Here is a 13,236-nt window from a genome sequence, read left to right as displayed (position 1 = left end):
GGTCCGTAGTCTCACCCAGCTCCGTCGACGACCGATTGGACCAGTTGCCGGACGGCTTCGAGAAGCCGGTCTTTCTGGCCGTTGCGGACCAGGTAGGGCACCAGGTCACCACCCAGGGGCGCGAGCAGCAACCCGCCGACCACGTCGGCGTCGAGATCGGGGCGGATCTCGCGGAGCAGGGTGCTGATGTGGGCGGCCCAGAAGGCGTGGAGTTCCTCGGCACGTGGATGCGGAGGTATTGCCCGATAGGCGACCGAGATCTCGATGTCGTCGGCGACCAGACGGGTCATGGCATCGAAGTAGGCCAGTAGGCGCTCCCCGGCCGGAGCGCCCGGACCGAGCGGCGGCGGACCCGACCGCACGGCCTCCATCAGGTCGAACGCACCCTCGGCCATCAGTTCGTGCAGCAGGCCGGCGCGGCTGCCGAAGCGGTGGAAGAGCGTGCCCTTGGCCACCCCGGCCGCTGCCGCGATCCGTTCCATCGTGGCGGCTTCGGCCCCCTCCTCGGCGAACAGCTTCCGCGCCGCCGCCAGGATTGCCTGCCGGTTGCGCGCTGCGTCGGCGCGTTCCTTGGGCCGGTCCATATCACCACTTTCATTGACAACTTGACCGGCGGTCAATATCTTCGCAGACACATCTTGACCGTCAGTCAACTTATGAGAGGTTTTCAATGCACGCAATCCTATTGACCGGTACCGGCGCACCCGACGTCCTGGTGGCGAGCGAGGTGCCCGCGCCGCGCCCGCGGGACGGAGAGATCCTGGTGCACAGCGAGGCGATTCCGGTGCTGTTCCCGGAGACCATGCTGCGGTCGGGCGCGTTCCCGCTGCCGGTGGAGTTCCCGATCGTCTTCGGCACCCAGGCCGCGGGCGTCATCGCCGAGGTCGGCACGGGCGTGGACCCGGCGCTGATCGGGCAGCGGGCAGTGGTGAGCAGCAACAGTTTCGGCACCTATGCCGAGCAGGTCTGCGTTCCGGTGGAGACGGCGACCGCGATTCCGGACGGCCTGGGCGCCGTCGAGGCAGCGGCGGTCGCCATGAGCGGGTCGGTCGCGATCCCGCTGCTGGAGACCGCGCGGCTCACCGGCACCGAGACCGTCCTGATCGAGGCGGCCGCGACCGGTGTCGGCGCCTATCTCACCCAGCTGGCCAAGGAGTACGGCGCCGCGCGGGTGATCGCCACCGCGGGCGGGGCCGAAAAGGCCGCGCAGGCACGCGAATTCGGCGCGGACATCGTCGTCGACCATCACCTTCCCGGCTGGACCGAGCAACTGCGCGAGATGCTCGGCGGCACAACGCTGGACGTGGTGTTCGACTCGATCGGCGGCGAATCCGCCCTGGCCCTGCTGGATCTCATGACGCCGCTGCGCGGCCGCATGCTCAGCTACGGCTTCCTGTCCGGCGCGCCCGCACAGGTCGGCGCCATGGACCTGATCATGCGCGGCCTCACCCTGATCGGCTGCTCCGGACCGGACTGGCTGGCGGGGGTCGCCGCTGCGCGCGCCGCGGCACTGAATCGCGCCGTGACGGGATCACTGACCCCGCTCGTCGACCGCGTGCTACCGCTCGGCCAGGCCGCCCACGCCCATCAACTGCTGGCCGACCGGGCGGCCAAGGGCACGATCGTGCTGCGTCCCAGCGGGGCGTGACGAAAGTCCGGATCAGCCGGTGATTTCCCACTCGTAGACGGTGAGTTCCGAAGCGCCCGTGGTGTGAATCGGGTCAGTGCGGATCAGTTCCTGTGCGGCAGCCAGGTTTTCGGCGGTGATCACGTACGCGCCGCCGCTGCCGTCGGTGAATTTGCCGGTTTCCACCAGCTGTCCGCGCTCGCGGACGGCCGTCAGCCAGTCCTTGTGCGGGACGATGACGGAGTCGTCGAAGCGCGGGGTGCGCATGGCCATCACGAGATACTTGCGCACCCTGCGCTTCTCCTTCGAACTACTTCTCGTCGTCGGCGACGACGGTGGCACGGGTCGCGGCGGCGGCCGCCCGCACCTGCGGGGCCACCTGGACCACCTGCCCGAGCACACCATTGATGAACGACGGCGAATCGTCGGTGGAGAGCTCCTTGGCCAGCTCCACCGCCTCGTCGACCGCCACCACCGGCGGAACGTCGTTGCCGTGGAACAACTCCCACACCGCCACCCGCAGGATGGCGCGGTCCACGGCGGGCAGCCGTCCCAGCGTCCAGTCCTGCAGGTACGACTCGATGGTGCCGTCCACCCGGTCCAGATCGTCGGCGACGCCTTCGACCAGGACCCGGGTGTAGGGGTTCACCGGCGCCACCGACTCCTCATGCACCGCCAGCGAGACACGCTCGGACAGCAGATCCGCGGGATCGATATCGCGGGCCTCCGCCTCGAAGAGCAGATCCACCGCGCGCCGGCGCGCCTTGTGCCGTGCGCCGAGCTTCTTGAACGACTTCTTGTCCGATTGATCGGCCACGGAAGACATTATCCGTCGCGTCAGTTGTTGACGCGGCTGATGTAGCTGCCGTCCCGGGTGTCGATGCGCAGCTTGTCACCCTGGTTGATGAACAGCGGCACCTGCACCTCGGCGCCGGTCTCCACGGTGGCGGGCTTGGTGCCGGCCGAGGAGCGGTCGCCCTGCAGGCCCGGCTCGGTGTGGGTGACGATCACGTCGATGGCGACCGGGAGCTCGACGAACAGCGCCTCGCCCTCGTGCATGGCGATCTGCACGGCCATGTTCTCCAGCAGGAAGCCCGCGTTGCGGCCCAGCAGCTGCTCGCTCAGGTGGATCTGGTCGTAGGTGTCGCCGTCCATGAAGATGTAGTCCTGACCATCGTGGTACAGGTACGTCATGTCGCGACGGTCGACGGTCGCGGTCTCCACCTTGACGCCGGCGTTGAAGGTCTTGTCGACGACCTTGCCCGAGACCACGTTCTTCAGCTTGGTACGCACGAAGGCGGGACCCTTACCCGGCTTCACATGCTGGAACTCGACGATCTGCTGCAGCTGATTGTCGATCTTCAGCACGAGGCCGTTCTTGAAGTCACTGGTGTCCGCCACTGTCCTCGGATCTCCTACTAGTCGGTCGAACCGCGCGTCAGTCGACGACGGTCAGGTCTTTGCTGGTGCGGGTGAGCAGCTCCGGGCCCCCCTGGCGAACCACGAGTGTGTCCTCGATCCGGACACCACCGCGGCCGGGGAAGTACACACCTGGCTCGACGGTCACCGCCACGCCATCCAGCAGTGTACCCGTGCCGGTTTTGGCTATTCCGGGCGCTTCGTGAATCTGCAGGCCCACACCGTGCCCGAGGCCGTGCACGAACAGCTCACCGTGCCCGGCAGCCTCGATCACCGCGCGCGACGCCGCGTCCACCGCCTTGGTCGAGACGCCCGGGGTCAGGGCCTCACGGCCGGCCTGCTGTGCCCGCTGGACCAGGTCGTAGACCTCGCGCTGCCAGTCCGTCGGCGCACCCAGCACGAAGGTGCGGGTCATGTCGGAGTGGTAACCGCCGACCACCGCGCCGAAGTCGAGCTTCACGAAATCACCGGTGGCCAGCACCGACCCGGTCGGGCGATGATGCGGGACAGCCGAATTCGCGCCCGCGGCCACGATGGTCTCGAAGGCGACCGCCTCCGCGCCGTGCTCGAACATGAGCCACTCCAGCTCCCGGGCCACCTCTCGCTCGGTGCGGCCGGGACGCAGGCCGCCGCGCTCGAGCAGGGTGGCCAAGGCCGCGTCGGCGGCGTCGCAGGCCGCGCGCAGCTGCTCGACCTCGAAGTCGTCCTTCACCATGCGCAGCTGCTCGACCAGGCCCGAGACCGCGACCAGGTCCAGACCGGTGCCCAGCGCGGACAGGCCGCGATGCTGTTCGACGGTGACCACGTGGCTCTCGAAACCGACCCGGCCGGTCTGCCACTCCCCCGCGATCTCCATGACGCGGCGGGCACTGGCCCGGTTGATCTCGGCGCGCAGATCGGGCACCTGCACGCCGACCTGGGTGAGGTAGCGGCCGTCGGTGCAGATGATGGTGCGGTCCTCGCTGGAATCCCAGGCGTACACCAGCAGCGCGGCGTTGGACCCGGTGAAACCGGTCAGGTACCGGATATTGATCAGGTCCGTGACCAGCAGGGCATCGACGCGGTTCTCCACCAGCAGATTGCGCAGGCTGGCCCTGCGCAGCGCGTAGTCGGGGCGCCGGACCGGATCGTGATCAGCAGACATGCGTCAAAGCTACCGCCGACACGCCGCAACACCGACACGCAACACGTGAACGACCTGGTAATGGAACCCAGGCTGTTCACATCGCAAGCGGTTCTCCACATTTCGCGCTCACGCCCCCCGCGCCGGCCGCCGCCGCGCGATCCTCGATCCATGTCTCCGTTGCCGGTCCTGCTGCTGACCCTGTGGTGCGTCGCCCTGAGCGTCTGCGATCTGCGCAGCCGGCGGCTACCGAACGTCCTCACCCTGCCCGGCGCCGCGCTCGTGCTCGGCTACGGATTCGCCACGGGCAGGCCGGCACTCGCGGTCTCCGGTGCCCTGCTGCTGGCCGTTCCCTACCTCTTGGTCCACCTCTGCTGCCCGCGCGCCCTCGGCGCGGGCGACGTCAAACTCGCCTTCGGTCTAGGGGCGGCGACAGCCCTCTGCGGCGCCCAGACCTGGTGCTGGGCGGCATTGGCCGCGCCGATGCTCACCGCCGCCGCCGGCCTGGGCGGCATGCTCGGGCATCGACTGCCGATCCCGGGCGCGGGCGGGCGGGCGGTCGTCGCCGGGACGCTCGCGCACGGGCCCGCGATGTGTGCCGCGAGCATGGTGGCGGTGGTGGCCGTGCGCTGACATCGGGCTATGCACGGGCCGTGTGTTCGAGCACCCCTGTTGTCATGGAAAGATGTCACTCGTGTTGCGCTGGATAACTGCCGGAGAATCCCATGGTCCTGCTCTCGTCACCATCCTCGAGGGGATGGTGGCCGGTGTCGAGGTGACCTCCGCCGAGATCGGCGCGCAGCTGGCCCGGCGACGGCTCGGTTACGGGCGCGGCGCGCGGATGAAGTTCGAGGCCGACGTGGTCACCATGGTCGGCGGCGTGCGCCACGGCCGCACCATGGGCGGCCCGGTCGCCATCGAGGTGGCGAACTCGGAGTGGCCGAAGTGGACCCAGGTCATGTCCGCCGATCCGGTGGACGAGACCGAGCTCGCGGACCTCGCCCGCAACGCCCCCCTCACCCGTCCCCGTCCGGGCCACGCCGACTACTCGGGCATGCTCAAGTACGGCTTCGACGACGCCCGCAATGTCCTGGAGCGGGCCAGCGCCCGCGAGACCGCGGCGCGGGTCGCGGCGGGCACCGTCGCCAAGAACTTCCTGCGCCAGGCGCTGGGCGTCGAGGTGATCTCGCACGTGGTGTCCATCGGCGCCGCCGCGAACACCACCGGCGTGGTCCCGACCGCCGCGGATCTGGACGCCATCGACGAGTCGCCGGTGCGCGCGTTCGACAAGGACGCCGAGGCGGCCATGATCGCCGAGATCGAGGCGGCCAAGAAGGACGGCGACACCCTGGGCGGTGTGGTCGAGGTCGTGATCGAGGGCCTGCCGGTGGGCCTGGGCTCGTTCACCTCCGGCGAGGCGCGCCTGGATTCGCGACTGGCGGCCGCGCTCATGGGCATCCAGGCCATCAAGGGCGTCGAGGTGGGCGACGGTTTCGAGACCGCCCGCCGCCGCGGCAGCCAGGCCCACGACGAGATGCGGCCGGGCCCCGACGGCGTGCTGCGCTCCACCAACCGCGCGGGCGGCCTGGAGGGCGGCATGACCAATGGCGAAGCGCTGCGCGTGCGCGCGGCCATGAAGCCGATCTCGACCGTGCCGCGGGCGCTGTCGACGGTCGACATGTCCTCCGGCGAGGAGGCCGTCGCCATCCACCAGCGCTCGGATGTGTGCGCGGTGCCCGCGGCCGGTGTGGTCGCGGAGGCGATGGTGGCGCTGGTCGTGGCGCAGGCCGTGCTGGACAAGTTCGGCGGCGACTCGCTGCCCGAGACCGTCGACAACATCCACGCCTACCTGAAGCGGATCAACGCCCGCCCGCACATCCCGGGCCACGCCGGGCAGTGACCGCTGACGACAGCGCGGTGTCCGGCGAGCACGAACCCACCGCGGCGGCCGGTGAAACCGACCGGCCCGCAATCAGTCTGGTGCTGGTCGGCCCGCCGGGCGCGGGCAAGTCCACCATCGGGCGCAAGCTGGCCCGGGAACTCGGCGTGGACCTCTACGACACCGACGCCGGGATCGAGGAGCGCGCCGGGCGCACGATTCCGGAGATCTTCGCCGAGGACGGCGAGCCGGAGTTCCGCCGTATGGAGGAGGAGGTCGTCCGCGACGCCGTCCTCGCCGGGCACGGCGTGGTCTCCCTCGGCGGCGGCTCGGTGCTCTCGGCCGCGACCCGCGCCCTGCTGCACGACCGTACCGTCGTCTACCTGGAAATCAGTGTGGGCGAAGGGCTGCGCCGCACCGGCGCCAGCACCAACCGCCCGCTGCTCAACGGCGACGACCCCGCCAAGAAGTACCGCGAGCTGATGAAGATCCGCCGCCCCCTCTACCGCGAGGTGGCGACCGTGCGGGTGCGCACCGACGGCCGCAGCCCCGGCCGCGTCGTCCGCATGATCCTGGCCAAGCTCGGGCTGGAACCGATTGCGCGCCCGGAGGATTCGGGCACCGAGACCGCCACCGTCGAACCCGGTGTCAGCTCCCGCTCACGCGCCCGCCGCAAACGCCGCCGCGGCGGCCGCGGCCGCGGCGAGAACAGGCCGGGCGACGGCACGAATACGACTGCCGCCGAAGCCGATTCGGCCCCGGCCACCGAGGCACGCAACGGCCAGGGCTCCGGGGCCTCGCCCGCCGATGCGGCCGGGGGCGCGAAACGCTCTCGGCGCAACCGGCGTTCGCGTCGGCGCGGCGGCCGCACCACCGCGGCCGCTCCACTCCCGCCGAATGCGGAGACCACCGTCGGCGAGGCGGTCGCGCCGCCCGCCGCTGTGCCGGGGAACGCGTCCCCTGACCGGTCCGGCGCGCCCGCGGCGGCCGACGCTGTAGGTGGTGGAACCGGAGCCGTGGGTGCGCGTACCGGCGGACGCCGTCGCCGCGCCTCCCGCATCGCCGGTGCGCCCTCGAATTCCGCTGCCGGTGGCCAGAATTCGCCCCGCACCGCCGCGCCGGCCGGAGCGGCCGACACGACCGCCCCGAACACACCCGCCGCACCGTCGGACGCGGCCCGCGTACCCGGCGCCGTCGCCGAGCCCGGCAGCGGACGCTCGCGTCGGGCCCGGGCCCGACGAGCCCGGGCCCGCGCCCGCGAGCAGGAGCACACGCCGGCCGACGGCCCGGTTCCCGGTGCCACTTCCCCTGCGGTGGAGGGAGGTTCGTGATCCTGAGCGCACCATCGCGCGCCCCGGGCACGCGCCGCCGATCCGATCGACAACTTCCCCGCACCACGGGGTCACGCTATTGCCCGCCGCTGGGCGGGACCATTCACGGAGGAGTCCTATGAGCGAGCCGACTCGCATCGAGGTCCGCACGGCCGACCCGTACCCGGTGATCATCGGCCGGGGGCTGCTGGGCGACCTGGTCGACCAGGTGACCGGCCGGTCCGGCGTGCGGACCGTGGCGATCTTCTACCAGCCGCCACTGGCCGAGACCGCCGAGGTGTTGCGGAAGGCCCTCGCCGACAAGGGCATCGACGCGCACCGGGTGGAGATCCCCGACGCCGAGGCCGGTAAGGACCTGCAGGTCGCGGGCTTCTGCTGGGAGGTGCTCGGCCGTATCGGGCTGACCCGCAAGGACGTGATCGTGAGCCTGGGCGGCGGCGCGGCCACCGACCTGGCCGGTTTCGTGGCCGCCACCTGGATGCGCGGCGTGGACATCGTGCACGTGCCGACCACGCTGCTGGCCATGGTGGACGCCGCGGTGGGCGGCAAGACCGGCATCAATACCGAGGCGGGCAAGAACCTGGTCGGCAGTTTCCACGAGCCGGCCGCGGTCATGGTGGACCTCGCCACGCTGGAGACGGTGCCGCGCAACGAGATCGTCGCGGGCATGGCCGAGATCATCAAGGCCGGTTTCATCGCCGACCCGGTGATCCTGGAGCTGGTGGAACGCGACCCGCAGGCCGCCCTGGACCCGACCGGCGACGTGCTGCCCGAGCTCATCCGCCGCGCCATCCAGGTCAAGGCCGATGTGGTGGCCGCCGACCTCAAGGAATCGAATCTGCGCGAGATCCTCAACTACGGCCACACCCTCGGCCACGCCATCGAGCGCCGGGAGCGGTACCGCTGGCGGCACGGCGCGGCCGTCTCGGTGGGCCTGGTCTTCGCGGCCGAATTGGGCCGCCTGGCAGGCCGTCTCGACGACGCCACCGCCGAGCGGCACCGCACCATCCTGAACAGCATCGGCCTGCCCACCACCTACGACGCCGATGCGCTGCCGCAGCTGATGGACGCCATGCAGACCGACAAGAAGACCCGTTCGGGCGTGCTGCGTTTCGTGGTGCTCGACGGCCTGGCCAAGCCGGGTCGGCTGGAGGGCCCCGATCCGAGCCTGCTGGCCGCGGCCTACTCGGCCATCGCCCGCGAGGACGGCCCGACCGGCGGCGCGATTCTGCTGTAGGGCACAGCGGCTTTCATCTCAGCGCCCGTCGCCGGACTCCGGCGGCGGGCGCTGCCGTCGGCACCCCCGGACACGAAAAACCCCGCGTCACCGAGATCGGTGGCGCGGGGTGGAGCGCGGACGGGAGCCTCAGACGCCGGCGGGTTGCGGGTTGGGTGCGGTGCCGGCGGGGGTGCCGGACTGCTTCTTGCCGCCCCGGCCGGCCAGCCAGCGGCCGAGGGCGACGCCGAGCACGCCCGGGATGAAGATCAGCAGCACGATGAAGGACGCGGCCGAGGTGATGTTGAAGACCAGACCCTGATCACCCAGGTCGAAGCCCGGAACGAAGTCGAGGATCCAGGCGGCCAGGCCGGAGCCCAGGCCACCGGCGAGCGCGGCCTTGAGCCAGCGCATGGTCAGATCGGTGCCACGCTCGGGATCGGCATTGGCGCGCCGATCGGCGCGGCCGTCCAGTACGCCCCACGCGACCACCGAGCCGACCAGCACGATCAGGCACAGGATCCGCATCCAGGCGCCCGTGGTCGGCCAGTACCTCATGCCGAAACCGAGCAGGGCCTCCAGCACAACGGTCAGCGCCCCCAAGCCCACGGCGCGCAACACCCACGCATTCATGACGATCACCTTAACCTGCGCGGCCGCCCGGCCGAACCGAATGAATTGAAACTTGTTCCAGAACCATAGCCGGAGCGGGGCCGCGGGACACACCCGGGCCCGGCACGCTGCTACAAAGACAGCGTGAGCATCGAAGCCGTCGCCCTGCTTCAGGATCCGATCCGCAAGCGGCTCTACGACCATGTCGCGGCCGCCGACCACGACGTGAGCCGGGACGAAGCGGCCGCGGCCGTCGAGATCAAACGGCCGCTGGCCGCCTTCCATCTCGACAAGCTCACCGAGGCGGGACTGCTGGACGCGGTGTTCCGCCGCCCGGAAGGCCGCACCGGACCCGGTTCGGGCCGGCCCGCCAAGTTCTATCGCCGCGCCGACGCGGAGTTCGCGATCACGCTGCCGGCCCGCGACTATCGCACGGTCGCAACGATTCTCGCCGAGGTGGTCGAGCACGAGGGCTTCGAGGACGCCATCGCGAAGGCCGCCGCCGCGCACGGGCCGGCCCTCGCGGGCCGCGACCTGTTCGAGGCGCTGCAAGAGCGCGGCTACGAGCCCTATCTCGACGGCGACGCGATCCGCCTGCGCAACTGTCCTTTTCACCGCCTCGCCCTGGACTTCCCGCCGCTGGTCTGCGGCATGAATCTGGCGCTGCTGGCAGGTCCGGCGGCCGAGGCCGGCTGGACCGCGCGGATGGATCCGGCGCCGGGCCGATGCTGCGTAAGCTTTTCTAAAATCAACGGCGACTAGTTATAGTCGAGGAATGCACCTCGCACAGCTGAACATCGGGCACATGGTCGCCCCCGAAGGCGATCCCCGGGTCGCCGAATTCTTCTCGGCCCTCGACGAGATCAATGCCGTCGCCGAATCCTCCCCCGGCTTCGTCTGGCGCATGGTGGACGGCGAATCCAACAACGCCACCTCCCTGCGCCCGTACCACGGCGAGCCGGACATGCTGGTGAACATGAGCGTGTGGGAATCGCGGGAAGCGTTGTTCGACTACGTCTATCGCAGCGGCCACATGGACTACGTGCGCCGTCGCCGGGAATGGTTCACCCCGCTGCGCGAGGTCTTCACGGTGCTGTGGTGGGTGCCGGAGGGCATGCTGCCCACGCTCACCGACGCCATGGCGCGACTGGACCACCTGCGTGAGAACGGGCCCACGCCTTACGCTTTCACCTTCCGGCAGGCCTTCGAACCGGAAACGGCCGCGGAAATATCCGCGGCCGTCCTCGATTAGCCGGTCACATCCGTGATCAGTCCCGCAGTGCCGCAGCCATTTCGGCGCGCGGGGCGGGCTTGCCGGTGAACTGCTCGACCTGCCCGTAGGCCTGGTTGAGCAGCATCTCCAGGCCGCTGACCACGGTATTGCCCGCGCGGGCAACCGCTTCCGCGAGCGGCGTGGGCCACGGGTTGTAGATGGCGTCAAGCACCACCGGGGCCGCCGCCACCGAATCCGCCACCGCCGCGGCCGCCGCGGCGGGCACGGTGCTGACGACGGCGTCCACGTCGGAACAGACGAACAGCAGGCCCTCGGGGTCGAAATCGAGCACCTCGGCCGACATGCCCAGCTGCTCGGCCAGTTCCAGGGTCCCGGCGGCGCGGCCGCGATCGCGGGCCACGATGGTGACGGTGTGCGCGCCCAGGTCGGACAGCGCCAGCAGGGCCGGGCGGGCGGTGCCGCCCGCGCCCAGCACGACGGCGCGGGAGATCTCCTGCACGCCGGCGCCTTCCAGCGCGCCGCGCACACCGTCCACGTCGGTGCAGTCCGCACGCCAGCCGGAATCGGTGCGCACCAGGGTGTTCGCCGAGCCGACCAGGACCGCGCGCTCGGTGCGCTCGTCGGCGTAGCCGAGCGCGGCGACCTTGCCCGGCATGGTCACCGACAGCCCGACCCATTCCGGTCCGAGCCCGTCCACCAGGCCGGGCAGCTGATCGGCGGTGCACTCGATGCGCTCGTAGCTCCAGTCCAGGCCCAGTGCCCGGTAGGCCGCCAGATGCAGTTGCGGCGACCGGGAATGCGAGATCGGGCTGCCGAGCACGGCGGCCCTCCGGCTAGCGTCCACTGTCGAGAATTCCACTCTGCCTGGCCTTTTCGATATTGCGCAGGTGCTCCTTGTAGTCGTCGGTGAACAACGTGGTGCCCTGCTTGTCGACGGTCACGAAGTACAGCCACGGGCCGGGCGCCGGATTCTCCATGGCGCGCATGGCATCCAGCGACGGCGCGGAGATCGGCGTGGCGGGCAGACCGGCCATGGCGTAGGTGTTCCACGGGGTCTTGTGCGCACGGTCGGAGTCGGTGGTGGCGACCTCGGTCTTGTCGAGGGTGTAGTTGACGGTGGAGTCGAACTGCAGCGGCTGCTGGGCGGCGAGCCGGTTCACGATGACCCGTGCCACCTTCGACATGTCCTGCGGCAGCGCCTCCCGCTCCACCAGCGACGCCGCGATCAGCGTGTCGTAGGGGCTCAGGCCGTTGGCCGCGCCGGACTGCGCCACCCCGGTGGCGTCGTAGCTCGCCGCGCTCGCCGTCACCAGCTGCTTGAGGATGTCCAGCGCGTTGGCGCTGGGGTCGAAATCCCAGGTGCCACCGGCGATCAGGCCCTCGAGCTGGCGGGAACGGTCCGGCACCGACCGCACCCGGTCCAGCGCCCACGCCGGCACGCCCAGCGTGGCCGGATCGGCGGTGGTCCCGGCCTGGTCGAGCTGCTCGTAGGTGACGCACTTGGCGGCGGTGCCGGTGCCGACACAGCTGGCCTCGGCGATCTTGCGGTAGATGCCGTCCTTGCGCGCACCGGTGGTGACGTCGCTGGAGTCGTGCAGCTGGCGGCCCTCGGAGATGACCACATTGCCGACCCGGGCGTCCTTGCTGAACAGCGCGGTCACCGCTTCGGAGCCCTTGCTGTGGCCCGGAATGGCGTAGTAGCCGGGCTGGATGGAGTTCATGTTCGTATTGCGCACGGCCGCTTCGTAGAACGCGCCACTGCTGGCCACCACGCCCTTGTCGGCCATGGTCTGCGCGATCTGTGTGGCGGTGTCACCCGGCTTGATCTGGATGACGACCAGCGGGCCCTGCGGGCCCGAGAAGTCGGGGGGCGGGCTCAGCTTGCCGACGAACTTCCAGCCCGCGAATCCGACTGCGCCGACGAACAATACGGCGAACACGCCCGCGATGACGAACAGGTTGCGGCGGCGCCGCTTGCGCTCGGCCGCTTTCCGCGACGCCATCCGGGATCGCTTGGGGCGCTGGCTGCCCCGCGATCCCGCGCGCGACTGCGATCGGGTGGCCCGGCGGCCCGGCTCGGCGCGCTGACCCCGGTCGCCGCGGCGGCCGCGCTCGGTGCGCTGGGGCGCGCTGCGGCGCGGGGGTTCCGGCTCGTGCGCGAGCTCCTCGTCGTAGTCCTCGCCCGCGTAGTGCTCGTCGTCGTAACGCTCATCCTCGTAGCGGGGAATGACGGTGGTGTCGTCTTCGTAATCGTCCGCCTCGGACCAATCCAGATCGTCGCGGCGGTAACGCCGTTCGGCGTTCTGGCGGTAGCGTTCCTCGGCCCGCGTCCAGCGGTCGGTCATGCGTCATCACCGCGCGGCTTCAAAAGGGCACTCCGTTCGTCCAACCATCCTTGCAGGATCGACACGGCGGCGGCCTGATCGATGACCTGCCGCTGCCCGCGTGCGCGAACTCCACTGTCTCGCAACGCACGTGCAGCAGACACCGTAGTCAAACGTTCGTCGGAAAGTCGCACCGGCACCGGCGCGATCAAGGTCCGCAAACGCCCCGCGAAGGTGGCCGCCAGCTTAGCCGACGCGCCGCTCTCCCCGCGCAATGTGCGCGGCAGGCCGACGATCACCTCGACGGCCTCGTACTCCCGCACAATGTCGGCAATTCTGGATAGATCGGAGGCGAGGGTGCCGGGCGCGACCTTCTTCGCGCGCGGCACCGTCTCGACCGGGGTGGCCAGCAACCCGTCCGGATCGCTGGAGGCGACACCGATGCGCACCGACCCCACGTCGATGCCGATG

General features: G+C 70.4%; 15 protein-coding genes and 1 pseudogene. 7 read left to right on the top strand and 9 right to left on the bottom strand.

Annotation, left to right across the window (positions count from 1 at the left end; all coding sequences use genetic code 11):
- Positions 1–11 precede the first annotated feature (11 nt).
- Positions 12–584 (bottom strand): helix-turn-helix domain-containing protein, encoded by a 573-nt coding sequence (locus ACWEQQ_RS38370; RefSeq protein ID WP_452351622.1) that lies wholly within the window; start codon positions 582–584, stop codon positions 12–14.
- Positions 585–670: 86 nt separating this feature from the next.
- On the opposite strand from ACWEQQ_RS38370, the gene ACWEQQ_RS38365 reads away from it, so the two are divergent.
- Positions 671–1,648: a quinone oxidoreductase family protein gene (locus tag ACWEQQ_RS38365; RefSeq protein ID WP_452351621.1), complete on the top strand. Its 978-nt coding sequence runs from the start codon at positions 671–673 to the stop codon at positions 1,646–1,648.
- Between the two features lie 12 nt (positions 1,649–1,660).
- On the opposite strand, the gene ACWEQQ_RS38360 is transcribed toward ACWEQQ_RS38365, so the two are convergent.
- From ACWEQQ_RS38360 to ACWEQQ_RS38345, 4 genes are read right to left on the bottom strand one after another with little or no spacing between them, the layout of a single operon-like run.
- The gene (locus ACWEQQ_RS38360) at positions 1,661–1,918 is read right to left on the bottom strand and encodes a YciI family protein (RefSeq protein WP_452340050.1); all 258 of its coding nucleotides are present in this window, start codon (positions 1,916–1,918) and stop codon (positions 1,661–1,663) included.
- A 19-nt stretch (positions 1,919–1,937) separates the two neighbouring features.
- Positions 1,938–2,444, bottom strand: coding sequence for a transcription antitermination factor NusB (gene nusB / locus ACWEQQ_RS38355; RefSeq protein WP_452340051.1), 507 nt, complete (start codon positions 2,442–2,444; stop codon positions 1,938–1,940).
- A 20-nt stretch (positions 2,445–2,464) separates the two neighbouring features.
- The gene (efp, locus tag ACWEQQ_RS38350; RefSeq protein ID WP_354837343.1) at positions 2,465–3,028 is read right to left on the bottom strand and encodes an elongation factor P; all 564 of its coding nucleotides are present in this window, start codon (positions 3,026–3,028) and stop codon (positions 2,465–2,467) included.
- Positions 3,029–3,065: 37 nt separating this feature from the next.
- On the bottom strand, positions 3,066–4,190 hold the full coding sequence (locus tag ACWEQQ_RS38345; protein WP_354837341.1) for a M24 family metallopeptidase: 1,125 nt from the start codon (positions 4,188–4,190) through the stop codon (positions 3,066–3,068).
- Between the two features lie 150 nt (positions 4,191–4,340).
- Here ACWEQQ_RS38345 and ACWEQQ_RS38340 point away from each other — a divergent pair, with 150 nt between their 5' ends.
- From ACWEQQ_RS38340 to aroB, 4 genes and pseudogenes are all read left to right on the top strand, one after another.
- Complete coding sequence (locus ACWEQQ_RS38340; RefSeq protein WP_452340052.1) at positions 4,341–4,802, top strand: prepilin peptidase; 462 nt, start codon at positions 4,341–4,343, stop codon at positions 4,800–4,802.
- 61 nt (positions 4,803–4,863) lie between these two features.
- The gene (aroC, locus tag ACWEQQ_RS38335; RefSeq protein ID WP_452340175.1) at positions 4,864–6,069 is read left to right on the top strand and encodes a chorismate synthase; all 1,206 of its coding nucleotides are present in this window, start codon (positions 4,864–4,866) and stop codon (positions 6,067–6,069) included.
- A gap of 71 nt (positions 6,070–6,140) precedes the next feature.
- Positions 6,141–6,632: pseudogene (locus ACWEQQ_RS38330) on the top strand (shikimate kinase); the annotation flags it as partial.
- A gap of 865 nt (positions 6,633–7,497) precedes the next feature.
- On the top strand, positions 7,498–8,616 hold the full coding sequence (gene aroB, locus ACWEQQ_RS38325) for a 3-dehydroquinate synthase (protein WP_452340053.1): 1,119 nt from the start codon (positions 7,498–7,500) through the stop codon (positions 8,614–8,616).
- A gap of 129 nt (positions 8,617–8,745) precedes the next feature.
- Here the strand turns inward: aroB and ACWEQQ_RS38320 are convergent, their stop codons facing one another.
- Positions 8,746–9,228, bottom strand: a complete 483-nt coding sequence (locus ACWEQQ_RS38320) for a B-4DMT family transporter (RefSeq protein WP_452351620.1) — start codon at positions 9,226–9,228, stop codon at positions 8,746–8,748.
- Positions 9,229–9,351: 123 nt separating this feature from the next.
- Between ACWEQQ_RS38320 and ACWEQQ_RS38315 the strand changes: the two genes are divergently transcribed.
- Together ACWEQQ_RS38315 and ACWEQQ_RS38310 are read left to right on the top strand one after the other, a co-directional pair.
- Entirely contained in the window at positions 9,352–9,969 is a 618-nt protein-coding gene (locus ACWEQQ_RS38315) for a helix-turn-helix transcriptional regulator (protein WP_452351619.1), read from the top strand.
- A gap of 13 nt (positions 9,970–9,982) precedes the next feature.
- Positions 9,983–10,459 carry a DUF3291 domain-containing protein gene (locus ACWEQQ_RS38310; protein ID WP_452351618.1) on the top strand — a complete coding sequence of 159 codons (477 nt, stop codon included), beginning with the start codon at positions 9,983–9,985 and terminating at the stop codon, positions 10,457–10,459.
- A gap of 16 nt (positions 10,460–10,475) precedes the next feature.
- On the opposite strand, the gene ACWEQQ_RS38305 is transcribed toward ACWEQQ_RS38310, so the two are convergent.
- From ACWEQQ_RS38305 to ruvX, 3 genes are read right to left on the bottom strand one after another with little or no spacing between them, the layout of a single operon-like run.
- The gene (locus ACWEQQ_RS38305) at positions 10,476–11,285 is read right to left on the bottom strand and encodes a shikimate dehydrogenase (RefSeq protein WP_452351617.1); all 810 of its coding nucleotides are present in this window, start codon (positions 11,283–11,285) and stop codon (positions 10,476–10,478) included.
- Complete coding sequence (mltG, locus tag ACWEQQ_RS38300) at positions 11,275–12,786, bottom strand: endolytic transglycosylase MltG (RefSeq protein ID WP_452340058.1); 1,512 nt, start codon at positions 12,784–12,786, stop codon at positions 11,275–11,277. The genes ACWEQQ_RS38305 and mltG overlap by 11 nt, the downstream gene beginning before the upstream one ends.
- Positions 12,783–13,235 (bottom strand): Holliday junction resolvase RuvX, encoded by a 453-nt coding sequence (gene ruvX / locus ACWEQQ_RS38295; RefSeq protein ID WP_357008253.1) that lies wholly within the window; start codon positions 13,233–13,235, stop codon positions 12,783–12,785. The genes mltG and ruvX overlap by 4 nt, the downstream gene beginning before the upstream one ends.
- Between the last annotated feature and the right edge of the window lies 1 nt (position 13,236).

Source organism: Nocardia sp. NPDC004123, assembly GCF_053603795.1.
Note: the sequence above shows the minus strand (reverse complement) of the source record. Positions and strands in the feature narration are given on the sequence as shown.